At 62.4% G+C, this 26,121-nt stretch carries 23 protein-coding genes and 1 other RNA gene; 14 read left to right on the top strand and 10 right to left on the bottom strand.

What is annotated here, in order from left to right; all coding sequences use genetic code 11:
- Position 1: 1 nt before the first annotated feature.
- Together aceF and aceE are read right to left on the bottom strand one after the other, a co-directional pair.
- Positions 2-1,666 (bottom strand): dihydrolipoyllysine-residue acetyltransferase, encoded by a 1,665-nt coding sequence (aceF, locus tag VPH40_RS23140; protein WP_305062610.1) that lies wholly within the window; start codon positions 1,664-1,666, stop codon positions 2-4.
- Positions 1,667-1,760: 94 nt separating this feature from the next.
- The gene (gene aceE, locus VPH40_RS23135) at positions 1,761-4,457 is read right to left on the bottom strand and encodes a pyruvate dehydrogenase (acetyl-transferring), homodimeric type (RefSeq protein ID WP_251350656.1); all 2,697 of its coding nucleotides are present in this window, start codon (positions 4,455-4,457) and stop codon (positions 1,761-1,763) included.
- 541 nt (positions 4,458-4,998) lie between these two features.
- Between aceE and folD the strand changes: the two genes are divergently transcribed.
- The 5 genes from folD to VPH40_RS23110 all read left to right on the top strand — a co-directional run bounded on the left by folD (position 4,999) and on the right by VPH40_RS23110 (position 10,205).
- Positions 4,999-5,844 (top strand): bifunctional methylenetetrahydrofolate dehydrogenase/methenyltetrahydrofolate cyclohydrolase FolD, encoded by an 846-nt coding sequence (gene folD / locus VPH40_RS23130; protein ID WP_099666771.1) that lies wholly within the window; start codon positions 4,999-5,001, stop codon positions 5,842-5,844.
- Positions 5,845-5,923: 79 nt separating this feature from the next.
- Positions 5,924-8,008: a M3 family metallopeptidase gene (locus tag VPH40_RS23125; protein WP_442906680.1), complete on the top strand. Its 2,085-nt coding sequence runs from the start codon at positions 5,924-5,926 to the stop codon at positions 8,006-8,008.
- Positions 8,009-8,013: 5 nt separating this feature from the next.
- Positions 8,014-8,439: a DNA polymerase III subunit chi gene (locus VPH40_RS23120; RefSeq protein ID WP_328574621.1), complete on the top strand. Its 426-nt coding sequence runs from the start codon at positions 8,014-8,016 to the stop codon at positions 8,437-8,439.
- Positions 8,436-8,813: a hypothetical protein gene (locus tag VPH40_RS23115; RefSeq protein WP_328574620.1), complete on the top strand. Its 378-nt coding sequence runs from the start codon at positions 8,436-8,438 to the stop codon at positions 8,811-8,813. The genes VPH40_RS23120 and VPH40_RS23115 overlap by 4 nt, the downstream gene beginning before the upstream one ends.
- A gap of 249 nt (positions 8,814-9,062) precedes the next feature.
- Entirely contained in the window at positions 9,063-10,205 is a 1,143-nt protein-coding gene (locus VPH40_RS23110; RefSeq protein WP_070257968.1) for a branched-chain amino acid ABC transporter substrate-binding protein, read from the top strand.
- Here the strand turns inward: VPH40_RS23110 and VPH40_RS23105 are convergent.
- Positions 10,198-11,100 carry a LysR family transcriptional regulator gene (locus tag VPH40_RS23105; protein ID WP_328574619.1) on the bottom strand — a complete coding sequence of 301 codons (903 nt, stop codon included), beginning with the start codon at positions 11,098-11,100 and terminating at the stop codon, positions 10,198-10,200. The two genes, VPH40_RS23110 and VPH40_RS23105, sit on opposite strands and share 8 nt — an antisense overlap.
- A 91-nt stretch (positions 11,101-11,191) precedes the next feature.
- On the opposite strand from VPH40_RS23105, the gene VPH40_RS23100 reads away from it, so the two are divergent.
- Positions 11,192-12,199 (top strand): SDR family oxidoreductase, encoded by a 1,008-nt coding sequence (locus tag VPH40_RS23100; RefSeq protein WP_328574618.1) that lies wholly within the window; start codon positions 11,192-11,194, stop codon positions 12,197-12,199.
- 21 nt (positions 12,200-12,220) lie between these two features.
- Here VPH40_RS23100 and VPH40_RS23095 read toward each other — a convergent pair whose 3' ends face one another.
- Together VPH40_RS23095 and ilvD are read right to left on the bottom strand one after the other, a co-directional pair.
- Positions 12,221-12,532 carry a c-type cytochrome gene (locus VPH40_RS23095; protein ID WP_099666767.1) on the bottom strand — a complete coding sequence of 104 codons (312 nt, stop codon included), beginning with the start codon at positions 12,530-12,532 and terminating at the stop codon, positions 12,221-12,223.
- Positions 12,533-12,752: 220 nt separating this feature from the next.
- Positions 12,753-14,618, bottom strand: a complete 1,866-nt coding sequence (ilvD, locus tag VPH40_RS23090) for a dihydroxy-acid dehydratase (RefSeq protein WP_289898712.1) — start codon at positions 14,616-14,618, stop codon at positions 12,753-12,755.
- 182 nt (positions 14,619-14,800) lie between these two features.
- Here ilvD and VPH40_RS23085 point away from each other — a divergent pair, with 182 nt between their 5' ends.
- The 3 genes from VPH40_RS23085 to VPH40_RS23075 all read left to right on the top strand — a co-directional run bounded on the left by VPH40_RS23085 (position 14,801) and on the right by VPH40_RS23075 (position 18,299).
- Positions 14,801-15,715 carry a LysR family transcriptional regulator gene (locus VPH40_RS23085; RefSeq protein WP_328574617.1) on the top strand — a complete coding sequence of 305 codons (915 nt, stop codon included), beginning with the start codon at positions 14,801-14,803 and terminating at the stop codon, positions 15,713-15,715.
- A gap of 79 nt (positions 15,716-15,794) precedes the next feature.
- Positions 15,795-16,625 carry a prolipoprotein diacylglyceryl transferase gene (lgt, locus tag VPH40_RS23080; protein WP_152283306.1) on the top strand — a complete coding sequence of 277 codons (831 nt, stop codon included), beginning with the start codon at positions 15,795-15,797 and terminating at the stop codon, positions 16,623-16,625.
- A gap of 192 nt (positions 16,626-16,817) precedes the next feature.
- A complete protein-coding gene (locus VPH40_RS23075; RefSeq protein ID WP_328574616.1) occupies positions 16,818-18,299 on the top strand; it encodes a GGDEF domain-containing protein in 1,482 nt (493 codons plus the stop codon).
- A 7-nt stretch (positions 18,300-18,306) separates the two neighbouring features.
- Here the strand turns inward: VPH40_RS23075 and VPH40_RS23070 are convergent, their stop codons facing one another.
- From VPH40_RS23070 to VPH40_RS23050, 5 genes are all read right to left on the bottom strand, one after another.
- The gene (locus VPH40_RS23070) at positions 18,307-18,771 is read right to left on the bottom strand and encodes an EVE domain-containing protein (RefSeq protein WP_328574615.1); all 465 of its coding nucleotides are present in this window, start codon (positions 18,769-18,771) and stop codon (positions 18,307-18,309) included.
- 78 nt (positions 18,772-18,849) lie between these two features.
- Positions 18,850-19,027, bottom strand: a non-coding RNA gene (gene ssrS, locus VPH40_RS23065) — 6S RNA.
- Positions 19,028-19,081: 54 nt separating this feature from the next.
- Complete coding sequence (locus VPH40_RS23060; protein WP_034747344.1) at positions 19,082-19,393, bottom strand: cell division protein ZapA; 312 nt, start codon at positions 19,391-19,393, stop codon at positions 19,082-19,084.
- Entirely contained in the window at positions 19,393-19,683 is a 291-nt protein-coding gene (locus tag VPH40_RS23055) for a DUF904 domain-containing protein (RefSeq protein ID WP_306558416.1), read from the bottom strand. The genes VPH40_RS23060 and VPH40_RS23055 overlap by 1 nt, the downstream gene beginning before the upstream one ends.
- A 129-nt stretch (positions 19,684-19,812) precedes the next feature.
- Entirely contained in the window at positions 19,813-20,559 is a 747-nt protein-coding gene (locus VPH40_RS23050; protein ID WP_328574614.1) for a hypothetical protein, read from the bottom strand.
- Positions 20,560-21,083: 524 nt separating this feature from the next.
- On the opposite strand from VPH40_RS23050, the gene groES reads away from it, so the two are divergent.
- The 5 genes from groES to VPH40_RS23025 all read left to right on the top strand — a co-directional run bounded on the left by groES (position 21,084) and on the right by VPH40_RS23025 (position 26,106).
- Positions 21,084-21,374, top strand: a complete 291-nt coding sequence (gene groES / locus VPH40_RS23045; protein WP_010400979.1) for a co-chaperone GroES — start codon at positions 21,084-21,086, stop codon at positions 21,372-21,374.
- Positions 21,375-21,424: 50 nt separating this feature from the next.
- On the top strand, positions 21,425-23,074 hold the full coding sequence (gene groL / locus VPH40_RS23040; RefSeq protein WP_034786546.1) for a chaperonin GroEL: 1,650 nt from the start codon (positions 21,425-21,427) through the stop codon (positions 23,072-23,074).
- 247 nt (positions 23,075-23,321) lie between these two features.
- Positions 23,322-23,798 carry a hypothetical protein gene (locus VPH40_RS23035; RefSeq protein ID WP_305062618.1) on the top strand — a complete coding sequence of 159 codons (477 nt, stop codon included), beginning with the start codon at positions 23,322-23,324 and terminating at the stop codon, positions 23,796-23,798.
- A gap of 93 nt (positions 23,799-23,891) precedes the next feature.
- Positions 23,892-24,449 carry a GNAT family N-acetyltransferase gene (locus VPH40_RS23030; RefSeq protein ID WP_099666761.1) on the top strand — a complete coding sequence of 186 codons (558 nt, stop codon included), beginning with the start codon at positions 23,892-23,894 and terminating at the stop codon, positions 24,447-24,449.
- 118 nt (positions 24,450-24,567) lie between these two features.
- Positions 24,568-26,106: a POT-type proton-dependent oligopeptide transporter gene (locus VPH40_RS23025; protein ID WP_171985176.1), complete on the top strand. Its 1,539-nt coding sequence runs from the start codon at positions 24,568-24,570 to the stop codon at positions 26,104-26,106.
- Positions 26,107-26,121 lie beyond the last annotated feature (15 nt).

Genomic DNA, 26,121 nt, shown 5'->3' with positions numbered 1-26,121 from the left:
CTTACAGCAGAATTTTGCGCATGTCGGCCAGGACTTCACCGAGGTACACGGAGAATCGCGCGCCCATCGCGCCATCGACCACGCGGTGGTCGTAGGACAGCGAAGTGCCCATCATCAGGCGCGGCTGGAAGGCCTTGCCATCCCATACCGGCTTGATCGAGGCTTTCGACAGACCCAGAATCGCCACTTCCGGCGCATTGACGATAGGCGTGAAGTGCGTGCCGCCGATGCCGCCCAGGGACGAAATCGTGAAGCTGGCGCCCTGCATGTCGGCCGGTTTCAGCTTGCCTTCGCGCGCCTGCAGCGACAGTTCCGTCATTTCGCGGGCGATTTGCGAGACCGACTTCTGGTCCGCGCCCTTGATCACGGGCACCACCAGGCCATTCGGCGTGTCGGCCGCGAAACCGATGTTGTAGTACTGCTTGAGGATCAGGTTTTCACCCTTGGCATCAAGCGAAGCGTTAAACGCGGGGAATTTCTTCAGCGCGGCGACGGAGGCCTTGATGACGAAGGCCAGCATGGTCAGCTTGGCCGCATCCTTGTTCTTCGCATTGGCCGCGTTGGTGTCGACGCGGAACGCTTCCAGGTCCGTCACGTCCGCTTCGTCGAACTGCGTGACGTGCGGGATCATGACCCAGTTGCGGTGCAGGTTCGGACCCGAGATTTTCTTGATGCGCGACAGCGGCAGCAATTCGGTCGTGCCGAACTTGCTGAAGTCCAGCGACGGCCATGGCAGCAGGTCCAGGCCCACGCCCGAACCGCCTTTGGCAGCGACTGGCGCGTTCGGCGCGACGACGGCGCCCGACATCACGCCCTTGACGAAATTCTGCACGTCTTCCTGGGTGATCCGACCCTTCGGACCGGAACCGCCCACGCGGGCCAGGTCCACGCCCAGTTCGCGCGCGAACTTGCGGATCGAAGGCGACGCGTGCGCCAGCTTGCCGTTGACGGCAGGGGCGGTGGCGACTGGGGCAGCAGCAGGTGCAGCAGCGGCGACCGGCGCCGAAGCGACGGCGGCGGCTGGTGCGGCGGCGGCTTGCGCCGGCGCTGCGGCCGGGGCGGCAGCGGCAGGAGCGGCGCCACCGGTCGTTTCCACGACCAGCACCAGCGAACCCTTGGCCACCTTGTCGCCGACCTTGACTTTCAATTCCTTGACGATACCGGCGTGGCTCGATGGAATTTCCATGCTGGCCTTGTCCGATTCGACCGTCAGCAGCGACTGGTCGACCTTGATGCTGTCGCCCACCTTGACCATCAGTTCGATGACTTCGACTTCCTTGAAGTCGCCGATATCGGGCACGGTCACCTCGACCAGGGCCGGCGCGCCGGAAGCGGCAGGCGCCGGCGCGGCGGCTGGTGCAGCTTCAGCAGCCGGTGCAGGGGCGGCAGCGGCAGGCCCTGGCGCCGATACCGGGACCGAGGCGTCGTCCGCCACTTCCAGCAGCAGGACCAGCGAGCCTTCGGCGATCTTGTCGCCCACGTTGACTTTCAATTCCTTGACGACACCGGCGTGGCTCGATGGAATTTCCATGCTGGCCTTGTCCGATTCGACCGTGATCAGGGATTGGTCGACCTTGACCGTATCGCCTGGCTTGACCATCAGTTCAATGATCTCGACTTCCTTGAAATCGCCGATATCCGGGACTTTGACTTCCACAATGCTCATAGCTTGCTCCGTTATTTTATTTGTCAGATGGACCCGCACACACGCCAGGGCGGCACTTTCGCACCGCCCTGGCATCATCGGGTCCGCACAACGATTACTGGGTCACCGGATTCGGTTTGTTCGCGTCGATGCCGTACTTGGCGATCGCCTGCTCCACCACCGACACGTCGATCTTGCCTTCGTCAGCCAGCGATTTGAGCGCAGCCACGGTGACATAATAACGGTTCACTTCGAAGAACTCGCGCAGCTTGGCGCGGCTGTCCGAGCGGCCAAAGCCATCGGTGCCCAGCACTTTATAAGTGCGGCCCTTCGGCATGAAGGCGCGGATCTGTTCTGCAAACGCGCGCATGTAGTCGGTCGTGGCGACGATCGGGCCGTCCGTGTCCTGCATCAGCGACGTCACGTATGGCACGCGCTGCTCTTTCGACGGGTTGACCATGTTCCAGCGTTCCGCATCCTGGCCATCGCGGGCCACCAGGGTCAACGACGGCGCCGACCACACGTCCGCAGCCACGCCCCAGTCGTTGGCAAGCAATTCGGCGGCGAAGATCGATTCGCGCAGGATGGTGCCGCAACCGATCAGCTGTACGCGCAGCTTGGCGTCCGCCGGGCCTTCCTGCAGCTTGTACATGCCTTTCAGGATGCCTTCTTCCTGGCCTGGCTTGATGCCTGGCTGGGCGTAGTTCTCGTTCATGATCGTGATGTAGTAGAACACATCTTCCTGGTTGGCGATCATGCGGCGCAGGCCATCCTGGATGATGACGGCGACTTCATGGCTGAAGGTCGGGTCGTACGGCATGCAGGTCGGGATGGTCGCGGCGAAGATATGGCTGTGGCCATCTTCGTGCTGCAAGCCTTCGCCGTTCAGGGTCGTGCGGCCGGCCGTGCCGCCCATCAGGAAGCCGCGGGCGCGCATGTCGGCCGAAGCCCATACCTGGTCGCCGATGCGCTGGAAGCCGAACATCGAGTAGAAGGTGTAGAACGGGATCATGATGCGGTCGTTGGTCGAATACGACGTCGCCGCGGCGATCCACGAGCTCATGCCGCCCGCTTCGTTGATGCCCTCTTGCAGGATCTGGCCAGCCTTGTCTTCGCGGTAGTACATGACCTGGTCTTTGTCGACCGGCTCGTACAACTGGCCTTTCGGGTTGTAGATGCCGATCTGGCGGAACAGGCCTTCCATGCCGAAGGTACGCGATTCATCGACCAGGATAGGCACGACGCGCTGGCCCAGGTTCGGGTCTTTCAGCAGGGTCGAAATGACGCGCACGAACGCTTGCGTGGTCGAGATTTCACGGCCTTCAGGCGTCGCTTCCAGCACGTTCTTGAACGCGTCCAGGCCAGGCACGGGCAGGGTTTCTTCCGACTTCTGGCGGCGCTGCGGCAGGTAGCCACCCAGGGCCTTGCGGCGCTCGTGCAGGTAGACCATTTCCGGCGCATCGTCGGCAGGCTTGAAGAACGGGATGTCGGCCAGCTTGTCGTCCGGGATCGGCAGCGAGAAGCGGTCGCGCATTTCGCGGATGGCTTCGTCGTCCAGTTTTTTCGTCTGGTGCGCCGTGTTGCGCGCTTCGCCGGACTTGCCCATGCCGTAGCCCTTGATGGTTTTCACCAGCAGGACGGTCGGCTGGCCCTTGTGTTCCTGGGCGATCTTGAAGGCCGCGTAGATCTTGTGCGGATCGTGGCCGCCACGGGTCAGGCGCCAGATGTCGTCGTCCGTCATGTTGGCAACCATTTCCAGCAGCTTCGGATGCTTGCCGAAGAAGTGCTTGCGCACGTAGGCGCCGTCTTTCGCTTTGTAGTTCTGGTATTCGCCGTCGACGGTTTCCATCATCACGCGCTGCAGGATGCCTTCCTTGTCCTGTGCCAGCAGGGCGTCCCAGCCCGGGCCCCAGATGACCTTGACGACGTTCCAGCCGGCGCCGCGGAATTCGCCTTCCAGTTCCTGGATGATCTTGGTGTTACCGCGCACAGGGCCGTCCAGGCGCTGCAGGTTGCAGTTGACCACGATGACCAGGTTGTCGAGCATGTCGCGTGCGGCCAGGCCGATCGCGCCCAAGGACTCCGGCTCGTCCATCTCGCCATCGCCGCAGAAGGCCCAGATCTTGCGGTTGTCGGTTTTCGCGATGCCGCGTGCGTGCAGGTATTTCAGGAAGCGCGCCTGGTAGATCGCCATGTGCGGGCCCAGGCCCATCGACACGGTCGGGAACTGCCAGAAATCAGGCATCAGCTTCGGATGCGGGTATGAGGACAGGCCCTTGCCGTCGACTTCCTTGCGGAAGTTCAGCATTTGCTCTTCCGTCAGGCGGCCTTCGAGGAAGGCGCGCGCGTAGACGCCGGGCGAGGAGTGGCCCTGGATGTACAGCAGGTCGCCGCCGTGGTCGGCCGTCGGCGCGTGCCAGAAGTGGTTGAAACCGATGCCCAGCATGTTCGCCAGCGAAGCGAACGAGGACAAGTGGCCGCCCAGGTCGCCGTCGGCGCGGTTGGCCTTGACGACCATGGCCATGGCGTTCCAGCGCATCCACGAGCGCAGGCGCTCTTCGTATTCCAGGTTGCCGGGACAGTGTGCTTCTTGCTTGGTGGGGATGGTATTGACGTAGGCGGTGGTGCTGGAGAACGGGATCTGGGCGCCGCGGCGGCGGGCCAGGTCAACCATGCGCTCCATCAGGTAATGCGCGCGTTCCGGACCTTCATTTTCCAGCACGGCTTCGAGCGCGTCCAGCCACTCCTTGGTTTCCTGCATATCCGGGTCGGTGCCGATCTGTGTCGTTACCTGGTTCAGTTGAGCTGACATCTGTTGAGTCTCCTTTGTGAACGCCCCACCCCGATTTTCCGGATCGCTGTCGGACGGTATTTCGCTGATTATTTACTATTAAGTCGGTTTAGTGTGGGGATTCTAACAGCGTATTTACTATTTTTCAAATTACGATATAGCATTTCGTATTGTGAAATTACCCTATGAAATTTATGCTGCACTGCCGCAAATTCTGCCCGGAAATTAGGGTGATCAGAGTAGCAAATAGCGCCGAAACCGGAAAACTTGCATGCCCTGGCCGGCCCTGCTCTACGAGCACATCAGCAAACCGAATTAAAACCCCAGTCGTCCGCGCAGGCATACCGGGCCAAGCGGGCCTGAAAAATGTCGAGGGCAAGGCGCGGCGACACAGACAGTACGCCAGTACGGCAAGGAGTTGCAACGCCGCCATCGGCATTTTCTCAGGCCCGCGTCTCCGGCCCGCTTTTTAACGTCACGGCATTGGCGCCAAAACCGCCCCTTTGCGCCGCCCGGCTTTATAATCTGACTTTTCCCTCCCACAGCTCTCAGCCTCCCTACCATGCCAGCACAACTGATCGACGGAATCGCCCTCTCCCAAAAACTGCGCAGCGAGATCGCCACGCGCGCCGCCGCCCTCACGGCCAAGGGCACCCAGCCCGGTCTGGCCGTGATACTCGTCGGCGAAGACCCGGCCAGCCAGGTGTATGTCCGCAACAAGGTCAAGGCGTGCGGCGACGTGGGTTTTCACTCGGTGCTGGAAAAATATGAAGCGGACCTGTCCGAAGCGGACTTGCTGGCACGCATCGCCAGCCTGAATGCCGACCCGGCCATCCACGGCATCCTCGTGCAAATGCCCTTGCCCAAGCACATCAACCCGCACAAGGTCATCGAAGCGATCGCCACGACGAAAGACGTGGACGGCTATTCCGTCCTGAGCGCCGGTGAACTGATGACGGGCTTGCCCGGCTTCCGCCCGTGCACGCCGTATGGCTGCATGAAACTGATCGAAAGCACGGGCGTGGACTTGCGCGGCAAGCACGCCGTCGTCATCGGCCGCAGCAACACCGTCGGCAAGCCGATGGCCCTGCTGCTCTTGCAAGCGAACGCTACCGTCACCATCTGCCATAGCGCGACCCCGGACCTGGGCCTGTACACACGCCAGGCAGACGTGGTCGTGGCCGCCGTCGGCCGCCGCAACACCCTGACGGCCGACATGGTCAAGCCGGGCGCCATCGTCATCGACGTGGGCATGAACCGCGACGACGACGGCAAGCTGTGCGGCGACGTGGATTTTGCCGGCATCAAGGAAGTGGCGTCGCACATCACCCCGGTACCGGGTGGCGTGGGTCCGATGACGATCACCATGTTGCTGATGAACACGGTCGAAGCCGCCGAGCGCATTTAAGAGGAGCACCTGAGACAATGCTCATGGCGGCGTTGCCTGGCCTTGAACATTTTTCAGGCGCTTCATATATGAAGACAGAATGGACGAACCGACGATGAACACCAATCCCCTGCTTGATTTTTCCGGCCTGCCACGCTTCGACGCAATCACGCACGAGCATGTCACACCTGCCATCGATACCCTGCTGGCCCAGGCGCGCGCCACGGTGGCGCAGCTGGAAGCGCCCATGGAAGAAGTGAGCTGGGAAAACTTCGTCGCGCCCCAGGACCAGATCGCCGAAACCCTGGGCCGCGCCTGGAACATCGTCAACCACTTGAACAGCGTGGTCGATACGCCCGAGCTGCGCGCCGCCTACAATGCGAACCAGCCCAAGGTGACGGAATTCTGGACAGAACTGGGCCAGAACGAAATCCTCTTCGGCAAATACAAGCAATTGCAGGCCCGCGCCGATTTCGCCAGCCTGTCACCCGCACGCCGGCGCATCGTCGACAATGCCGTGCGCGACTTCCGCCTGGGCGGCGCCGAGTTGCCCGAAGACAAGAAAGAGCGCTTCGGCGCCATCCAGGAAGAACATGCGGCCATCTCGACGCGCTTTTCCGAAAACGTGCTCGACGCCACCAATGACTACAAGTTGCTGGTCGAGAATGAGCTTGACCTGGCCGGCTTGCCCGACGACGTGAAGGCCGCCGCGCGCGCCGCCGCCGACAAGGCAGGCAAGCAAGGCTACGAATTCTCGCTGCACTTCCCTTCTTATTACCCGATCCTGCAATTTGCCGACAACCGCGCGCTGCGCGAAACCATCTACCGCGCCAATGCCACCAAGGCATCGGACCAGGGCGACGTCTTCAGCAAGAAAGAGGATTGGGACAATACGCACAACATCGTCACTCTGTTGCAATTGCGCGAAGAAGAGGCAAAACTGCTCGGCTACGCCAATTTCGCCGAAGTGTCGCTGGTCTCCAAAATGGCCACTTCGCCCGCGCAAGTCATCGCTTTCCTGGAAGACCTGGCCAAACGCGCGCGCCCGTTCGCCGAGAAAGACTTGTTAGAACTGAAACAATTCGCGAAGGAAGAACTGGGTATTGCCGAACTGCAAGCATGGGACGTGCCGTACGCTTCCGAAAAGCTGCAGGAACGCCGCTACGCGTTCTCGGCCCAGGAAGTCAAACAGTATTTCCCTGAACACAAGGTGATCGACGGCCTGTTCCGCCAGATCCAGAACCTGTTCGCCGTCGACATCAAGCTCGATACGGCGCCCGTCTGGCACAAGGATGTGCGTTTTTACCGCATCGAGCGCGACGGCAAGCTGATCGGCCAGTTCTACCTGGACCTGTATGCGCGCGCGGGCAAGAGCGGCGGCGCCTGGATGGACGACGCGCGCGGCCGCCGCGCCGACGCGCAACACGTACAAACGCCGATCGCTTATCTCACCTGCAACTTTACGGAACCGGCCGTGGTCGACGGCAAGGTACAGCCAGCCCTGTTCACGCACGATGAAGTCATCACCCTGTTCCACGAATTCGGCCACGGCCTGCACCACATGCTGACGGTGGTCGACGAGCTGGGCGTGTCGGGCATTGCCGGCGTCGAATGGGATGCCGTGGAACTGCCATCGCAATTCATGGAAAACTTCTGCTGGGAATGGGAAGTGCTCGAGCACATGACGGCGCATGCCGTCACGGGCGCGCCGCTGCCGCGCGCGCTGTACGACAAGATGTTGGCGGCCAAGAATTTCCAGTCCGGCCTGCAAACCCTGCGCCAGGTGGAATTCTCCTTGCTCGACATGCATTTGCACTATGACTACGATGCCAGCACAGGCCAGAGCGTGCAGCAACTGATCGACGGCGTGCGCGCCAAGTTTTCGCTGCTCATCCCGCCGCCGTTCAACCGCTTCCAGAATTCCTTTGGGCACATCTTCGCCGGCGGCTACGCGGCTGGCTACTACAGCTACAAGTGGGCCGAGGTGCTGTCCGCCGACGCGTATGCGGCGTTCGAGGAAGCCAAGGTGCTGGGCCCAGCCGCCACCACGGCGGCAGGCAAGCGTTACCTGCAGGAAATTCTGTCCGTCGGCGGCTCGCGCCCCGCGCTGGAATCGTTCACGGCCTTCCGCGGCCGCGAACCATCGATCGACGCCCTGCTGCGCCACAGCGGCATGGCCGCTTGATCGCCATGAGCCGCGTCGATTTTCACAGCAATGTGCCGGACAAGCTGGCCTACGCCTGCCGCCTGGCGCGCAAGGCGTATATGGCCGGCAACAAGGTCGTCGTCCTGACGCAAGATGCCGCCCAGCTCGACGCCTTGAACAGCGCCATGTGGACCATTTCCGCCACGGATTTCCTGCCCCACGTGCTGGCCGGCGATCCGCTGGCGGCGCAGACGCCCATCATCCTGACCGATGACGTAGCGGCGGACTTGCCGCACCACGACATCCTCGTCAACCTGTCGCAGTTGCCGCCCGCTAATTACGCGCAATTCCAGCGCGTCTTCGAGATCGTCTCCATGGATGAGCAAGATGCGCAGGCGGGCCGCCAGCGCTTCCTGCACTACCGCCAGCAAAACGTGCAACCGACCCACTTCGTGGCAGGCAAGTCATGAGTGATCAACCATTCGACCAGGGCATCCCCCTGCTGACGGAAGTGCTGCTGGGGCCGGAAGTACCGGAACCTGTCGCTCCAGTTGCGGCTGCGCCTGCCGTCGAGGAAGCGCCGGTGTTGCCACCGAGCATAGTGCAACCCGACTGGGACGCCATCGAACAGCGCCTGACGCAGCGCATCCTGCACCAGGTGCAAGGCAAGATCGACCACCTGCTGGAAGAGCGCATCGCCCACGTCCTGCAGACGGCCCTGCAAAACGCCCTGATCGGCATGCGCGGCGCCCTGCGCGAAGACTTGCAGCAATCGCTGGAACAGATCGTCGCCCATGCCGTCAGCCATGAATTAGGTCACCTGCACCCTCCCGCACAGCCCTGAGCAATCGGGTTACGCGCTACGCGCTGACCCGACCTATCCTATTCTTCCCTCCAACGCCATTCTTTGGTGCGCTCGCGCCTGCGAAATCGGTGCATCGCGCCTCACTTTGGTGATTGTTGCGACAAAATGCAAAAAGCCCCAAAAGCGGCTTTGCGCCGCCTGTTTTTTGTTGTACCTTCTTCAAATGCACCGCCCCTCGAAGCGGTTTTCACGAGACGCCGCCGTATCTTTATCCATTGGAGAATGTTTATGCTGCTCAAGACCAAAGTCCTTCCTCTCGCCGTCGCCCTCGCCTTTGCCGGCCATGCGGGCGCGCAGGAAATCATCAAGATCGGCCACGTCGCCCCGGTCTCTGGCGCCAGCTCCCACCTGGGCAAGGATAACGAGAACGCGGCCAAGATGGCCATCGAGGACTTGAACGCAAAAGGCTTCAAGATCGACGGCAAAGCCGTGAAATTCGTGCTGGTGCCCGAAGATGACGCGGCCGATCCCAAGCAGGGCACGGCCGTGGCGCAAAAGCTGGTCGACGCCAAGGTCAACGGCGTCGTCGGCCACCTGAACTCGGGCACGACGATTCCCGCCTCGCGCATTTACTTCAATGCCGGCATTCCGCAGATTTCGCCTGCCGCCACCAACCCCACGTATACCCAGCAAAAATTCAACACGGCTTTCCGCGTGGTGGCCAATGACAACAAGCTGGGCGGCACCCTGGGCGCGTATGCCGTGGGCAAGCTGCAGGCGAAGAAAATCGCCGTCATCGATGACCGCACGGCCTACGGCCAGGGCGTGGCGGAACAGTTCGTTAAAGGCGCCAAGAAGGCGGCGCCCGGCGTGCAAATCGTCGGCAAGGAATTTACCAATGCCAACGCGACCGATTTCAATGCCATTTTGACCAGCATCAAGTCGAAAAATCCCGACCTGATCTTCTTTGGCGGCATGGATTCCGTGGGCGGCCCCATGCTGCGCCAGATGAAGGCGCTGGGCATCAAGGCCAAGTTCATGGGCGGCGATGGCTTGTGCACGGAACCGCTGGGCAAGCTGGCGGGCGACGCCGTGGGTGAAGACATGGTCACCTGCGCGGAAGCGGGCGGCGTGACGGGCGCGCAGCAAAAAGGCATGGACGATTTCCGCGCCCGCTACAAGCAAAAGTACAACATGGAAGTGCAGCTGTACGCGCCCTACGTCTACGATGCCGTGATGACCATGGCCACCGCCATGGCCGATGCCAAGTCGTCGAAACCGTCCGTCTACCTGCCGTTCCTGGCCAAGGTGCACTACCAGGGCGTGACGGGGCCGATCTCGTTCGATGCCAACGGCGACATCAAGGATGGCGCGCTGACCTTGTTCACCTATCGCGACGGCAAGAAAACCAAGATGGAAGTCGTTAAATAAGCGGCTGGCTGGCAACGTAATCGCGTAATCCTTCGGCCAGCGCGTCGAAGGTGGCGCGGCAGCGCAGGCTGCCGCGCAAGTCTTCATGCATGGTGACCCACGTTTCCATGGGCAGCGCAAACGCCTGCGGCAACACGCGCCGCAGGGCCGGATCGCGCGCCGCCAGCCCCGCCTGGCACACGCCGATGCCGGCGCCCGCGCGGATCAGGGCCAGTTGCGCCAGGTCGCTGTCGCTGCGCCAGGCAAAGTTTTCCCGCGAAAATCCCTGGAAGGCGGCGCCCGCGTTGCGCACGAAGGGGCTCGCTTCGTCGTAGCCGATGACGGCATGGCGCGCCAGGTCGGCCAGTGCCAGCGGCATGCCGTGCCGCGCCAGGTAATCCGCATGCGCGTGCAGGCCCAGTTCGATATCGCCCACCTTGCGCGCCACCAGCTGCTCCTGGCGCGGACGCAGCATGCGCACGGCGATGTCCGCTTCCCGGCGCAGCAAATCCTGCACCTTGTTGCTCAATACCAATTCAATGATCAAGCCCGGATGGCGCGCGCGCAGGCGGGCCAGGATAGTCGGCAGCACTTCCACGCCCACCACTTCGCTGGCCGCGATGCGCACGACGCCGGCCACGCCCTGCCCGTGGCTGCTGGCGGCGCGCTCCATCAGGGCTGCCGTATGCTCCATGGTTTCCGCATGGGGCCGCAACGCCAGCGCCACTTCCGTGGGAAGCAAGCCCAGCTGGGAGCGCGTAAACAGGGTCGCGCCCAACGCCTGTTCCAGCGCGGCGATATGCCGGCCGACGGTGGGTTGCGTGATGCCCAGCGCGCGGGCCGCGCCGGACAGGGAGCCGTGCTTCAGCACGGCCAGCAGCGAACGATAGTATTCCCAGGCAATCGAATTGATCATACATAAATGTATAGCCTGTGATCGATGCTCGTCAATTCCCAATTAACCTTGCGCGGCAGATACTGGCTCCATCAACCACACGGAGGTCAGGATGGACAACACGAAAAACACGGCATTGGTACTGGGCGCCACGGGCGGCATCGGCGGCGAGATGGTGCGCCAGCTCCTGGCGGCGGGCTGGCAGGTGCGCGCCCTGACGCGGGGAGAAACGCCGTCGCCACGGGGCGATCACGTCGAATGGCTGCGCGGCGATGCGCTGTCGCGCGCGGACGTGCTGGCGGCCGCGAAAGGCTGCGCCGTCATCGTGCACGCCGTCAACCCGCCCGGCTACCGCCACTGGGGCCAGCTGGTGCTGCCCATGCTCGACAACACCATCGCCGCGGCGATTGCCGAAAACGCCACCATCGTGCTGCCTGGCACCGTGTACAACTTCGGCCCCGACGCCTTTCCTGTATTGACAGAGGACGCGCCGCAGCGCCCGCTCACGCGCAAGGGCGCCATCCGCGTGGAACTGGAAGCGCGCCTGGAACGGGCCGCCACGCAGGGTGCCAGGGTCCTGATCGTGCGCGCGGGCGACTTCTTCGGTCCCCGCGCCGGCAATAACTGGTTTTCGCAAGGCCTCGTCAAGCCTGGCCAGAGCGTGCGCAGCATCCTGTATCCGGGCGCGCCCGGCGTGGGCCACCAGTGGTCCTACCTGCCCGACGTGGCGCGCACGATGGTGCGATTGCTGGCCATGCGCGCCGCCTTGCCCGCCTTTGCGCGCTTTCACATGGCGGGCCACTGGGACCACGACGGCCGGCAAATGACGGGCGCGATTGCCCGCGCGGTGGAGCAGGCGACCGGCGCGCCACCTGTCATCCGGCGTTTTCCGTGGTGGCTGGTGGCGCTGGCGTCGCCGTTCGTGGCGACCCTGCGCGAAATGCGCGAGATGCGCTATCTGTGGCAAACGCCCCTGTCCATGGACAATGCGCGGCTGCTGGCCGTGCTGGGCCAGGAGCCGCATACGCCGCTCGACGAGGCGGTGCGGACGACACTGGAAGGCATGGGCAATCTGAAGGCGGCAGGCAAAAAAAATGCGCCGGGATTGCCGGCGCGCTGACTGCAGGTACTGCGGCACAGATTATTTCTGTGCCAGTACCCATTTGACCAGGGTGTGGGCTTCAGCATCGCTCACTTGCGGGTTCGCTGGCATCGGGATCGCGCCCCAGGTGCCGGAACCGCCCTTCATGACTTTCGCCACGAGCTTGGCTTCCGCGTCTTTCTGGCCAGCGTACTTGGCTGCCACGTCCTTGAACGCAGGGCCCACCAGTTTCGTGCTCACCGCGTGGCAAGCCATGCAGTTTTTTGCTTTCGCCAGGTCCGGATTGGCCAACGCTGCTTGCGATGCCAGAGCCGATACGGTCAATACACTCACCAACATAAAACGTTTCATTGTCTTTTCTCCAAAGTTACTTCCTGCGGCATTTTACTGTGTTTCCGCAGATGCACCACGAGCCCAGATCAAGCGTTTCAATGTAGTAACGCAATGTAGACGGGAGGCAGTCATATTCTGCCCCATCTGCGCGCCCATGACCATGTTGTTTGTAAGGCGATGTAACGACAGCCGGCCCCGCGCAGCAGATCGGGGCCGGCTGTCTTACCTGCGCAACAAATCAGCGCTTCTTCAGCTGCGACAGGTCGCGCACGGCGCCCCGGTCGGCCGACGTCGTCAGCGCCGCATACGCCTGCAGCGCCTGCGACACGTAGCGGTCGCGGTTGACGGGCAGCCATGCCGCATCGCCCTTCGCTTCCATGGCGGCGCGGCGCGCGGCCAGTTCGGCATCCGTCACGCGCAGGTTGATGGTGCGCTCGGGGATGTCGATGTCGATAAAGTCGCCCTCTTCCACCAGGCCGATGGCGCCCCCTTCGGCCGCTTCCGGCGACGCATGGCCGATCACCAGGCCCGAGGAACCGCCCGAGAAGCGCCCGTCCGTGAACAGCGCGCACGCCTTGCCCAGGCCCTTGGACTTGATGTAGGAAGTCGGGTACAGCATTTCCTGCATGCCGGGGCCGCCTTTCGGGCCTTCGTAGCGGATGATGACGACGTCGCCCTCATGCACGGTGTCTTCCAGGATGGCAGCGACGGCCGCGTCCTGGCTTTCGAACACGCGCGCCTTGCCCGAGAATTTCAAAATGCTTTCATCGACGCCCGCCGTCTTGACGATGCAGCCCTTTTCCGCCAGGTTGCCATACAAGACGGCCAGGCCGCCATCCTGCGAGTAGGCGTGCGCCTTGTCGCGGATGCAGCCCGTGCTGCGGTCCGTATCGACGGCAGCGAAGCGCTCCGACTGCGAGAACGCCGTCTGCGTCGGCACGCCGCCTGGCGCTGCGCGGAACAGTTCATGCACGGCCGGATTGTCCGTGCACATGATGTCGTTTTGCGCGATGGCGTCGGCCAGGGTGGGCGCGTGGATCGTCGGCAGGGTCGTGTTGAGCAGGCCGGCGCGCGCCAGTTCGCCCAGGATGCCCACGATGCCGCCGGCGCGGTGCACGTCCTCGATATGGTATTTGTCCGTCATCGGCGCCACCTTGCACAGGCACGGCACCTTGCGCGAGATGCGGTCGATATCGGCCATCGTGAATGCCACTTCCGCCTCGTGCGCGGCGGCCAGCAGGTGCAGCACGGTATTCGTCGAGCCGCCCATGGAGACGTCGAGCGCCATGGCGTTTTCAAACGCTGCCTTGGTGGCGATCGAGCGTGGCAGCACGCTGTAATCGTCCTGCTCGTAGTGGCGCTTGGCCAGTTCGACGATCAGGCGGCCCGCGCGCAGGAACAGCTGCTGGCGGTCCGAGTGCGTGGCCAGGATGGTGCCGTTGCCGGGCAGTGCCAGGCCCAGCGCCTCGGTCAGGCAATTCATCGAGTTGGCCGTAAACATGCCGGAGCAGGAACCGCAGGTCGGACAGGCCGAGCGTTCGATTTCCGCCACGTCGGCGTCGGACACCGTGCTGTCGCCCGCCTTGATCATGGCGTCGACCAGGTCCAGCTTGATGATCTTCTGCGTGCCGTTGACCACCTTGACGACCTTGCCCGCTTCCATCGGCCCGCCCGAGATGAAGACGACGGGGATATTGATGCGCATGGCGGCCATCAGCATGCCCGGCGTGATCTTGTCGCAGTTCGAGATGCAGACCATCGCGTCGGCGCAGTGGGCGTTGACCATGTATTCGACGGAGTCGGCGATCAGGTCGCGCGACGGCAGCGAATACAGCATGCCACCGTGGCCCATGGCGATGCCGTCATCGACGGCGATGGTGTTGAATTCCTTGGCCACGCCGCCGGCCGCTTCGATCTCGCGCGCCACCATCTGCCCCAGGTCTTTCAGGTGCACGTGGCCGGGCACGAACTGGGTGAACGAGTTGACGACGGCGATGATCGGCTTGTCGAAATCGCCATCCTTCATGCCGGTGGCGCGCCACAGGGCGCGGGCGCCAGCCATGTTGCGGCCGTGGGTGGTGGTGCGGGAGCGGTATTGCGGCATGATGGACCTTCCAAAAGTGTTGGTGCCTGACTGTGCGGGCTTACAGAAAAATTCGCAGTAAAACCCTGCATGCAGTGGGGGTACGTCAGATTGCCTTGCGCGCGTCCCACTGTCAAATATATGATGCACGTGTCTGTGAGTCGTTTTATGTATCACAGCATCCGATCAGCATGGAAATGCATATGAATCTTGAATTACGACAACTTCGCTATTTCGTCACGGTGGCCGAGGAATTGCACTTCGGCCGCGCCGCCGCGCGCCTGCACATGACGCAGCCGCCGCTGTCGCAAACCATCATGGCCCTGGAAGACTTGCTGGGCGCACCCCTGTTCGTGCGCACCCGGCGCGAAGTGCAGCTGACGCCGGCCGGCAACGCCCTGCTGCCCGAGGCGCGCCGACTGCTGGCGCAGGCACAGGACTTGCCCGCACTGGTGCGGCGGGCCGCGCAGGGCGAGGCGGGCCGCCTGAGCCTGGCTTTTGTTTCCTCGGCCGACTACAGCGTGCTGCCGCCGCTGCTGCGCGCGTATCAGACGGCTTATCCGCAAGTGCAGATCGCGCTGCAGGAAGCCACGTCCGACCTGCAGCTGGACGAATTGCTAGCCGGGCGCACGGATGCGGGCTTGCTGATCCCGCCCCTGCCCGAAAAAGCAAAGGAGGCGCTCGACTACCTGCCCGTGCTGGCCGAACCGCTGGTGCTGGCCGCGCCGTCCGGCCTCGACATCTTGAACACGCCGGGACCCGTGCGCCTGCGCGACGTGCCGCCCCTGCCCCTGATCATTTTCCCGCGCGCGATCTCGCCGGCCCTGCACGACGCCATCCTCGGCGTGTACCGCGCGGCCGGCATCACGCCGCAGATCGGCCAGGAAGCGATCCAGATGCAAACCATCGTCAGCCTCGTCTCGGCTGGCATGGGCATCGCGCTTGTGCCACAATCGGTATCGAATCTGATGCGCCCGGGCGTAGAATACAGGCCGCTGCAGGACGCCACGCCGCTGGTGGAAACGGGCCTGGCCTGGCGCCGCGACAACCCGTCCGCCGTGCTGCAAGGCTTTCTGGCGCTGCTGCGCAAGCAGATCGGCGGCGGTACTGCCAGTTAAATTAAGTGGCCGCTAAGGCAAAAAACCGCAAGCGCCCCCATACTACGCAACCTTAGCTTTAAACAAAGAAAGAAACCCCATGCTGATACACCCGATGCCCGACCCGATAGCCATCCAGATCGGCCCGCTCGCCGTGCACTGGTACGGCCTGATGTATGTGCTGGCCTTCGCCCTGTTCATTATCCTGGGCCGCGTGCGCATCAAGCAGCCGCATATCGCCGTGCTGGGCTGGAAGAAGGAAGACCTCGACGACATGCTGTTCTACGGCATGCTGGGCGTGGTGATCGGCGGGCGCCTGGGCGAAGTGCTGTTCTACCGCCCCGAGTACTTCATGCACAATCCGCTCGAAATCTTCATGGTGTGGCATGGCGGCATGTCCTTCCATGGCGGCTTCCTCGGCGTCATCCTGGCCATGTACCTGTGGAGCCGCAAGGCGGGCCGCAACCTGTTCGACGTGCTCGACTTCATCGCGCCGCTGGTGCCGCTCGGCTACGCGGCCGGCCGCCTGGGCAACTTCATCAATGCCGAACTGCCGGGCCGCATCGCCCCGGACACCCTGCCATGGGCCATGCAATGGCCGGGCATCCCGTATCCCGTGCACCCGTCGCCCATCTACCAGATGCTGGTCGACGGCATTTTGGTGTTCATCATCCTGTGGCTGTATGCGCGCAAGCAGCGTCCGCGCATGGCCGTCGGCGCCATGTTCACCCTGCTGTACGGCTGCGCGCGCTTCTTCACGGAATACTTCCGCACGCCGGACTGGGAAGTCGTATGGCTGGGCGTGCCGATCACCTCGGGCCAGATGCTGTCCTTGCCGATGATCGTCGGCGCCATCGCGCTGCTGGTGTGGGCGTATAAAAGCCAGGTGATGGGCACGCCGCCCACCAAGGCCCGCCCCGCAAACACGTAAAACCGCTGCTCCCCCGATGGCGCGCAAGGCAGGCGCGCCATCCCCCTCCTCCGGCAACCTTTCCCTCAAAGCAGCATAATTTCCTTGCGGAATGAATCTTCGCTTGCGATAGCGCAATGATCGCTTTACCCTGCAGCAAGAGCAGGGCATGCAATCATGCTGTGTTGGCAATTCGAGCGGGGAGTCCCATCCATGCAGTATGCGAGGAAGACCACGACATTCTGGCTGGCGCTGGCGGGCGGCTACGTGCTGGCGCAGCTAGCCTTAACGGCCTGGGCCGGGACGCGCGGTCCCGCCGTGAGCTACCTGTTCGGCGTGACGGCGCCACTGCTGGCGCTGGCCGCCTGCTGCCGCAACGCCAGCCTGAGCGCCCCTGGCGTCGTGCGCACGGGCTGGGGCCTGTTTGCGGCCGCCATGCTGTTCTGGAGCGTGGGCATGGCCCTTTCCGCCTGGCAAGACCTGAGCGGCCATGTGGCGTCCGACACGACGTATTTCTCCGATTTTGCCTATTTCATGTATGGCGCGCCCTTGCTGCTGGCCATTTCCTCGGTCAGCGACCGCCACCCTTCGCGCACCCTGCAATGGCTGGACGCCGTGCAAGTGCTGCTGGCGGCCTACCTGACCTACACGGCCATCTTTTCCGTCTCGCCCTTCGACCAGCGCTCGATCGCGCCGATACCCGCCAGCCTGCTGGTGACGACATACAACGTAGAAAACCTCGTCCTGGCCTGTTGCGCCTCGCTGCGCCTGCTGGCGCACCGCCGCGATGGCGCACAAGGGCGCTTCTACCTGCTGCTCAGCGTGTTCCTGTGGTGCTACGCCGCCTGCGCGGGCGCCTATAATTACCTGACCCTGCACGCGCTGGCCGAATCCGGTCCCAGCGAGATACTGCCCAGCATGCCTTTCCTGCTGCTGGCGGTGCTGGCCATGCGCGTGCAGCCGGGCGAGGAAGAGGCGCGGCCGCCGCGGCCGTTGACCTTGCTGATTGACAACTTCAGCCCCATCTTCTTCACGGCAGCCCTGCTGGGACTGGGATTCGTCGTGCTGCGGGAGCATTTTTACCTGGCGGCCAGCGCCCTGTTTGTCGCGCTGACGGTCCACGCGCTGCGCTCGGCCACCCTGCAAAGCCGCTACATGCAAAGCGAACTGGCCTTGCGCGCGGCGCATGACAAGCTGGAAAAGCTGTCGCTGACGGATGGCTTGACGGGCATCGCCAACCGGCGCTGCTTCGACCAGACCTTGCAGCTGGAGTGGCAGCGCGCCGCGCGCAACCAGCAAGCGCTGGCGCTGCTGATCATCGATATCGATTTCTTCAAAAGCCTCAACGATACCTTCGGCCACCCGTATGGCGACGCCTGCCTGGTGCAGATTGCGGCGGCCCTGCATTCCGCACTGCCGCGCGCCAGCGACCTGGCGGCCCGCTTCGGCGGCGAAGAGTTTGCCGCCATCCTGCCCGCCACCGATGGCGCGGGCGCCCTGGCGGTGGCGCACAAGATGCAGGAAGCGATCGCCGCGGCCGCCATCGCCCACGCGCCGTCGCGCGGCGGCCTGGTCACGGCCAGCATCGGCCTGGCCTTGAGTGACGCAGGACAAACACCGGAAGCATTGCTGGCCGCCGCCGACCAGGCCCTGTACCGGGCCAAGCAGAATGGCCGCAACCGGGTCGAAACCTAGGCCTAAACTAGGCTTTCAGCTTGCCGGTAATGACTTTCCATTGCGCCGGCGTCACGGGCGTGATCGACAGCCGGCTGCCCTTCTTCAGCAGCAGCATGTCTTCCAGCTCCGGCATCTGGCGTATCTCGGACAGGGGCAGCAGCGCCGTCTTCTTCAGGCCGCGCACGTCGACGCTGATCCAGCGCGGCTGTTCCGGCGTCGCCTTGGCATCGAAATATTTGCCGCCCGCTTCAAACTGGCTGTGATCGGGATACGCGCCGCTGGCCACTTCGGCCACGCCCGCCACGCCCGGCTGCGGGCAGCTGGAATGGTAGAACAGCACGCCATCGCCCGGCTGCATGCCATCGCGCATGAAGTTGCGCGCCTGGTAGTTGCGCACGCCAAACCACGGCATGGTGTTCTGCGGCGCGGCCATCAGGTCGTCGATGCTCACTTCATCGGGTTCGGATTTCATCAGCCAGTATTGTTTCATGTTCACTCCCTATCAAAAGCAACAGGCGTAAAAAAACGGCTGAGCATGATGCTGCAACCGTTTTCTTGGTACTGCAAATTGGGCCCCGCCTGTGCCGCTATGCCGGCATCCCGAACCAAACGGTTCAAGGTGGTCACGTTAGTTCAATTTCGGGTTCGTCGAACGAGCGACGCTCACTCCCATCAAACAAAATTCGCAACCGATGCGCATAAATGGTTCAAGGAATATATGGCAATCGCGAACACCGCAGGGTAGACCCAAGTTTACTCCTTTGATCGCGCATCGCAAAGACAAATCGTCGCGTACGCGCTTAAAAAAGGTTTTCCTGGGGCGTCAGAGCACTATCCAATACTGTGTGCATGGCCGAGATTTTCTGCTTCACTTCCAGTATCGTCAATTCCGACAGCGGACCTTGCGGCGACTTCACGGACAGGAATTCCGCAGCCACGCCCAGGGCGGCCAGCACGGCGATGCGATCGTTGCCCTTGACCTTGCCCGCGTCGCGGATGGCTTTCATTTTGCTATCGAGATAGATCGCCGCTTCGCGCAGCGCGCGCTCTTCGCCGTCGCGGCACACCATGCTGTAGGACTGGCCCATGATATTGACATCGACACGCGGCATTACGCTTCCTTCTCGTTCTCGGCAATATAGGCGCCCGCTTCCGAAGCGGCTTGCTCCAGGCCAGCTTGCACCAGTTCGGGAATTTTTTCCAGCAACGCTTCCACCCGCTCCTGCGCCTCGCGCATGCGTTGCACGTACAGGGCGTTGTCGGCGGCCAGCGCGGCATTGTCCTTGCGCAATTGCGCGTTTTCACGGCGCAGCGCATGGGTCATTTCGGCCAGCAGACCTATTTTGTCGGATAATTCGTTGAATTCGGAAATCATCCCGCCACTATAGGGCGGACGCTCCATGGGCGTCAATCGAATCACGCCGCTGTCACACATATTTACATCAATGAAGGGCAGTTGGCGGACAATACACGCTTTTTCCGGCGCTTTTCGCCATCTGCACGCATCCGCCAGCGCCGCGATGGCGGCGTTTTACTCGTCGACGTAATCGGGTTCGATATCCAGTCCGCCATAGCGGTTTTCGCACGAGCGGCGCGTCAGCGTCTGTTGTCCACTCTTGCCGTCAAGCACCATCGTCAAGTCGCGGCAAGTACTGCGGTAGCTGCCAGGTTTGGCGTCCGTTCCCGAGGGCGTCAGGCGCACTGCCAGCGGCACCGCATTGCCCAGGCCCTTGTTGCTCCACTGGCGCGTCTTGCCATCCTCTTCATCCTTCAAGGTGCGCACGGCAGCCGTCAGCAAGGCTTGTTTTTCCTTGGCATTCAGCTTGGCGATGGTCACGTCGGACAGGAATGGCGGATACACGACGGGCGCCGGATCCTTGCCCTGCACATCCCAGTTGCCGCTGTTTTGCGAACAGGTGCGGCGGCTCAGGTCCTGCGACTTGCCGCCCGCCGTGACGACGAATTTCAGGTCGCGGCAGACGTGCGCCTTCAGGCTGTGCTCCGTCATGCCGGAATTGCTGAAGTTATACGTGACTTTCACCAGCACGCCGCGGTTGCCGCCGTTGTCCCACACATGGGCTTCCTGGTCGTCGTCATCCTTGTTCAAGTCGTTGAACAAGTCATTGAGCAGCATGTCCTTTTCCAGCGGGGTCAGGGCCGCCACGGTGATTTCATCGACGATGGTGGGCGTTTGCGCGGCGGCATTGCCCAGGCAGGCGAAGCCGATGACGGTGGCACCCAGCAGGCGCAGGGCGGGACGGGAAAGCGGGAATGGCATGGTGTTCTTTCTGGCGCGAGCGGTGATATGTGGCGATATTGATATGCAATTGCAATCATCTTATCAAATTTCATAGTCAAACTCTGTTTCCTGTGCGTACAGGAACACCCCCTCTCCGAACGACATGCTAGAGTCGCGCCTGTTGCTGACGCCCGGGAACGAGGCTTGTGCTGGCGCAAACCCTGTGTAGATGCAGGCTCTGCTCAGCATCTATCTATATGTTCCCCTTGAATAAGCCCCCTACCGTCCCTATAATTAGCACTCGTTAGTAGAGAGTGCTAACAAACTCTTTCGTAGCAATCCTCAGGACATGATGGTGCATGCCGGACAACAGCAGGGAACGCTACGCGGCGGGCGACGCCGCGATGCCACCACTGCCCAGCGCCGGCACGCACTCGATGCCATGGGGTTTGCTTGACCGTTGCGGGCTGCTTTCAACGGCGGTCACTGAAAGCACGCCTGGCGCTGCGCCAGGCATGTATTCATTTAGCAACACTTATCCATTGAACTTTAAGGAGTTTTGTATGAATCTGCGCCCATTGAACGATCGCGTCATCGTCAAACGCCTCGACCAGGAAACCAAAACTGCGTCCGGCCTCATCATTCCTGATGCAGCTGCTGAAAAACCGGATCAAGGCGAAGTCCTTGCCGTAGGCAATGGCAAGATTCTCGACGACGGCAAAGTCCGTCCTCTGGATGTCAAAGTGGGCGACCGCGTCCTGTTCGGCAAGTACGCCGGCCAAACCGTCAAAGTTGACGGCGATGAGCTGCTGGTCATGCGCGAAGAAGACATCATGGCGATCGTCGTCAAGTAATTGTTTCCACGTTGTAGACAGATACATCCCGAAACTCAGGAGAATTGAACATGGCAGCTAAAGAAGTAGTATTCGGCGACGCAGCGCGCGCCAAGATGGTCGAAGGCGTCAACATCCTCGCCAACGCAGTCAAAGTAACGCTGGGCCCGAAAGGCCGCAACGTGGTCCTGGAGCGCTCGTTCGGCGCCCCTACCGTCACCAAGGATGGTGTATCGGTAGCGAAAGAAGTTGAACTCAAAGACAAGCTCATGAACATGGGCGCGCAAATGGTCAAGGAAGTTGCTTCCCGCACCAGCGACAACGCCGGCGACGGCACCACCACCGCGACCGTGCTGGCACAAGCCATCGTGCGCGAAGGCATGAAGTTCGTTGCCGCCGGCATGAACCCGATGGACCTGAAGCGCGGTATCGACAAGGCTGTTGCAGCCACCGTCGAAGAACTGGCGAAAATCGCCCGTCCTTGCACCACGACCAAGGAAATCGCCCAAGTTGGCGCGATCTCGGCGAACTCGGACTACTCGATCGGCGAGCGTATCGCTGAAGCGATGGAAAAAGTCGGCAAAGAAGGCGTCATCACCGTAGAAGACGGCAAGTCACTGAACGACGAGCTGGACATCGTTGAAGGCATGCAGTTCGACCGCGGCTACCTGTCGCCATACTTCATCAACAACCCAGAGAAACAAGTTGCCGTACTGGACAGCCCATTCGTCCTGCTGTGCGACAAGAAAATCTCGAACATCCGTGACCTGCTGCCGGTACTGGAACAAGTCGCAAAAGCTGGCCGTCCACTGCTGATCATCGCAGAAGACATCGAAGGCGAAGCGCTGGCGACCCTGGTTGTGAACAACATCCGCGGCATCCTGAAAACTTGCGCAGTGAAAGCCCCTGGCTTCGGCGACCGCCGCAAAGCCATGCTGGAAGACATCGCTGTCCTGACCGGCGGCCAAGTGATCGCTGAAGAAGTCGGCCTGACCCTGGAAAAAGTGACCCTGGCCGAACTGGGCCAAGCGAAACGCATCGAAGTGGGCAAGGAAAACACCATCGTTATCGATGGCGCCGGCGAAGCTGCCTCGATCGAAGCACGCGTGAAACAAGTGCGCGTACAGATCGAAGAAGCGACCTCGGACTACGACCGTGAAAAACTGCAAGAGCGCGTCGCCAAACTGGCTGGCGGCGTTGCCGTGATCAAGGTTGGCGCAGCCACCGAAGTCGAAATGAAAGAGAAAAAAGCCCGCGTTGAAGATGCACTGCACGCAACCCGCGCTGCCGTGGAAGAAGGCATCGTGCCAGGCGGCGGCGTAGCCCTGCTGCGCGCACGCGCCAACATCACGGTCAAGGGCGACAATCCTGATCAAGACGCTGGTATCAAGATCGTCCTGCGCGCAATGGAAGAGCCACTGCGCATGATCGTGCAAAACGCTGGCGAAGAAGCTTCGGTCGTCGTGGCAGCCGTACTGGCTGGCTCGGGCAACTACGGCTACAACGCTGCCAACGGCACGTATGGCGACATGGTTGAAATGGGCGTCCTGGACCCAGCCAAAGTGACCCGTTCGGCGCTGCAAAACGCCGCTTCGATCGCTTCGCTGATGCTGACGACCGACTGCATGGTCTGCGAAATCGCTGACGACAAAGCAGGCGGCGGCATGGGCGGCGGCATGGGTGGTATGGGCGGCATGGGCGGCATGGACGGCATGATGTAATGTCCGGCGGCCAGTCGCGCAGGCGACGGCGCGACTGGCCGCATACGCAGGGACAGGGCTGGCAGACCAAAAGCTGCCAGCGCCTCCCGGCGGCCCCGAAAGCCACCTTCTACGGAAGGTGGCTTTTTTTCGCCTGGTGATTTGGCAAACCCGTTTCGCAAACCCGTTTGGCAAGCCCGGCGATTGCCGGCCTGGGCGTTTTGCTTTAGCATGGCCGCCATCGTCCCTCTTTCCCATGCTCACCATCATGCCGCCACGCGCCTCCTCTTCCAAAACCACCATCATCGCCGGCATCCTGGCCGGCTTGCTGGCCGCCGGGCTCGGCGCTTTCTACCTGCACCAGCAATCCGCGCCGCAGGCAGACAATGCCCCCGCCGCGAGCAGCCAGACGGCGGCGCCGGAGCAGAACGCGCGCGCCATCGATGCCTTGATGGCTTTGCCGGAAATCAAGGCCTGGTCGGCGCATATCGAAAAGGCGTCGGGCGGCCGCGCCCATGGTGCCGTGATGGAAACGTCACCCGAGACGCGCCTCGTCGATGGCGTCGCCTGTTATCAGCTGAGCTTTTTCGAAAGCACGCCCGATGTGGCGCACCGGTGGGAGAGTTTCGTCGTTTCGCCCGACGGCAAGCGCATCCTCGTCGACGACATCGTCAGCGCTGAGCTGATCAGCCTGGAACAATGGCGCAAGGACAATGCGCCCATGCAGCGCGTCGCCACGCAGTAAGGCCCCTGCGCCGGCGACGGGCGCGATGGCCAGGGAAGCTTGCCTTGCAGCGCAAGCTTTACTTTCTGGCATCGAAGCCCGATACTCGCCCACATGCCAGCCATCACTGTCCGTCCCCTCGCGCCAGACGACGTTGCCGCCTACCGCGCGCTGCGCCTGGCCGGCATCGCCGAACTGCCCGCCGCCTTCTGCACCACGCATGCGGCGGAAAGCGGCTTGCCGCTGGCACAGATAGCCCAGCGCTTGCGCGCCACTTCCCACCAAATAATATTTGGCGCTTTCGACGAGGAACAATTGATCGCGCTGGCCGGCCTGCGCCGCGAACCGATTGCCGTCGTGCATGACAAGGCAAGCCTGTGGGGCGTGTACGTGGCGCCGCAGGCGCGCGGGCGCGGCGCGGGACGGCAACTGGTGCAGGCCGCCATCACCCATGCCTGCGCCATTCCCGAACTGGGCCGCGTGCGCCTGGCCGTGGCGCAGGACAACCACGCGGCATTGACCCTGTACCTCGGTTGCGGTTTTACCCTGGAAGACTGTCCCGCATCGGATGGCATGCTGCAAATGCAGCTGTGGCTGCCCCGCCCGGCGCGTGCAAGTGCCGAAAGTAATGTCTTTATGAAAATCAATACCTTACAAATCTCTGCGAAATAGCGGACAGGCCGTTTTTTCTGTTGCAAGCAAACGCGGCAGGCCTTAGCATCGCGACTTACAAAAAAAACTTGGGGGAGAGCCAATGTCATCGGCCGAGACACAAACCGCCACGGGCAAAATGCCGCGGCAAATACCGTACATCATCGCCAACGAAGGCTGCGAACGCTTCAGCTTCTATGGCATGCGCAACATCCTGACGCCATTCCTCATCAGCACCTTGCTGCTGATGATCCCGATCGACCAGCGCACGGGCGAAGCCAAGCACGTCTTCCACACCTTCGTCATCGGCGTGTACTTCTTCCCGCTGCTGGGCGGCTGGCTGGCCGACCGCTTCTTTGGCAAGTACAACACCATCTTCTGGCTCAGCCTCGTGTATTGCGCCGGCCATGCCTGCCTGGCCCTGTTTGAAAACAGCGTCAACGGCTTCTATTTCGGCCTGTTCCTGATCGCTTTCGGTTCCGGGGGCATCAAGCCGCTGGTGGCCTCGTTTGTCGGCGACCAGTTCGACCAGACCAACAAGCACAAGGCCAAGCTGGTATTCGACCTGTTCTACTGGATCATCAACTTCGGCTCCTTCTTCGCTTCGCTGCTGATGCCGATGTTCCTGCGCGACTTCGGCCCGTCGATCGCCTTCGGCATCCCCGGCCTGATGATGCTGGCCGCCACCATCGTCTTCTGGATGGGCGCCAAGAAATACGTGCACGTGCCGCCGGCGCCGCCGAATCCCGATTCGTTCACCCGCGTGGCCCGCACGGCCCTGCTGGCCCGTGTCGATGGCGGTTCGCGTCCCGGCCTGTACGTGGCCTACGTCGGCGTGATCGGCGCCCTGTATGCGTTCTACAGCATTCCCGAATGGGGCTTCGTGATTGCCGCGTGTACCGCGCTGGTATTGCTGCTGGCGTTCGGCAGCATCGGCACGGCCATGCAGCTGGAACGCGCACGCGGCATCCACCCTGACGAAGCCGTCGAAGGCGTACGCGCCGTGTTGCGCATCCTCGTCATCTTCGCCCTCGTCACGCCGTTCTTCTCGCTGTTCGACCAGAAGGCCTCGACGTGGATCGTGCAGGCGAACACCATGGAAAAACCAAGCTGGTTCCTGCCGGCGCAGATGCAGGCGCTGAACCCGATGCTGGTGATGCTCCTGATCCCGTTCAACAACCTGGTGCTGTACCCGATGCTGAACCGCTTCGGCCTGGAAGCGACGGCCCTGCGCCGCATGACGGCCGGTATCGGCTTTTCCTCGCTGGCGTGGATCGTCATCGGTCTGCTACAGCTGGCCCTCGACAGCGGCAACGCCGTCTCCATCATGTGGCAGATCCTGCCGTACGCGCTGCTGACGTTCGGCGAAGTGCTGGTCTCGGCCACGGGCCTGGAGTTTGCGTACAGCCAGGCGCCCGTGTCCATGAAGGGCGCCATCATGAGCTTCTGGAACCTGTCGACCACGGTGGGCAACCTGTGGGTGCTGATCGTCAACCGCAGCGTCATGAACGAAGGCGTGATCGGCAAGATCGCCGAGAGCGGCATCAGCGTGACAGCCTTCCAGATGTTCTTCTTCGCCGCCTTCGCCGCCGTCGCCATGCTGGCCTTCGGTCTGTATGCGAAGCGCTACAAGATGGTGGACAACTACCGCCAGGCGGTCATCCCGGCGAAAGCGTGATGCCGGTTTGATGTA

Source organism: Janthinobacterium sp. P210005 (genome assembly GCF_036231865.1).
Lineage (GTDB): Bacteria > Pseudomonadota > Gammaproteobacteria > Burkholderiales > Burkholderiaceae_D > Janthinobacterium > Janthinobacterium kumbetense.
The sequence above is the reverse complement of the archived record's forward strand: the minus strand, read 5'-3'. Positions and strand labels throughout refer to the sequence as shown.

Coding starts and splice junctions, on each gene's coding strand:
- aceF (WP_305062610.1), bottom strand. CDS start 1,666: ATGAGCATTGTGGAAGTCAAAGTCCCGGATATCGGCGATTTCAAGGAA.
- aceE (WP_251350656.1), bottom strand. CDS start 4,457: ATGTCAGCTCAACTGAACCAGGTAACGACACAGATCGGCACCGACCCG.
- folD (WP_099666771.1), top strand. CDS start 4,999: ATGCCAGCACAACTGATCGACGGAATCGCCCTCTCCCAAAAACTGCGC.
- VPH40_RS23125 (WP_442906680.1), top strand. CDS start 5,924: ATGGACGAACCGACGATGAACACCAATCCCCTGCTTGATTTTTCCGGC.
- VPH40_RS23120 (WP_328574621.1), top strand. CDS start 8,014: ATGAGCCGCGTCGATTTTCACAGCAATGTGCCGGACAAGCTGGCCTAC.
- VPH40_RS23115 (WP_328574620.1), top strand. CDS start 8,436: ATGAGTGATCAACCATTCGACCAGGGCATCCCCCTGCTGACGGAAGTG.
- VPH40_RS23110 (WP_070257968.1), top strand. CDS start 9,063: ATGCTGCTCAAGACCAAAGTCCTTCCTCTCGCCGTCGCCCTCGCCTTT.
- VPH40_RS23105 (WP_328574619.1), bottom strand. CDS start 11,100: ATGATCAATTCGATTGCCTGGGAATACTATCGTTCGCTGCTGGCCGTG.
- VPH40_RS23100 (WP_328574618.1), top strand. CDS start 11,192: ATGGACAACACGAAAAACACGGCATTGGTACTGGGCGCCACGGGCGGC.
- VPH40_RS23095 (WP_099666767.1), bottom strand. CDS start 12,532: ATGAAACGTTTTATGTTGGTGAGTGTATTGACCGTATCGGCTCTGGCA.
- ilvD (WP_289898712.1), bottom strand. CDS start 14,618: ATGCCGCAATACCGCTCCCGCACCACCACCCACGGCCGCAACATGGCT.
- VPH40_RS23085 (WP_328574617.1), top strand. CDS start 14,801: ATGAATCTTGAATTACGACAACTTCGCTATTTCGTCACGGTGGCCGAG.
- lgt (WP_152283306.1), top strand. CDS start 15,795: ATGCTGATACACCCGATGCCCGACCCGATAGCCATCCAGATCGGCCCG.
- VPH40_RS23075 (WP_328574616.1), top strand. CDS start 16,818: ATGCAGTATGCGAGGAAGACCACGACATTCTGGCTGGCGCTGGCGGGC.
- VPH40_RS23070 (WP_328574615.1), bottom strand. CDS start 18,771: ATGAAACAATACTGGCTGATGAAATCCGAACCCGATGAAGTGAGCATC.
- VPH40_RS23060 (WP_034747344.1), bottom strand. CDS start 19,393: ATGCCGCGTGTCGATGTCAATATCATGGGCCAGTCCTACAGCATGGTG.
- VPH40_RS23055 (WP_306558416.1), bottom strand. CDS start 19,683: ATGGAGCGTCCGCCCTATAGTGGCGGGATGATTTCCGAATTCAACGAA.
- VPH40_RS23050 (WP_328574614.1), bottom strand. CDS start 20,559: ATGCCATTCCCGCTTTCCCGTCCCGCCCTGCGCCTGCTGGGTGCCACC.
- groES (WP_010400979.1), top strand. CDS start 21,084: ATGAATCTGCGCCCATTGAACGATCGCGTCATCGTCAAACGCCTCGAC.
- groL (WP_034786546.1), top strand. CDS start 21,425: ATGGCAGCTAAAGAAGTAGTATTCGGCGACGCAGCGCGCGCCAAGATG.
- VPH40_RS23035 (WP_305062618.1), top strand. CDS start 23,322: ATGCCGCCACGCGCCTCCTCTTCCAAAACCACCATCATCGCCGGCATC.
- VPH40_RS23030 (WP_099666761.1), top strand. CDS start 23,892: ATGCCAGCCATCACTGTCCGTCCCCTCGCGCCAGACGACGTTGCCGCC.
- VPH40_RS23025 (WP_171985176.1), top strand. CDS start 24,568: ATGCCGCGGCAAATACCGTACATCATCGCCAACGAAGGCTGCGAACGC.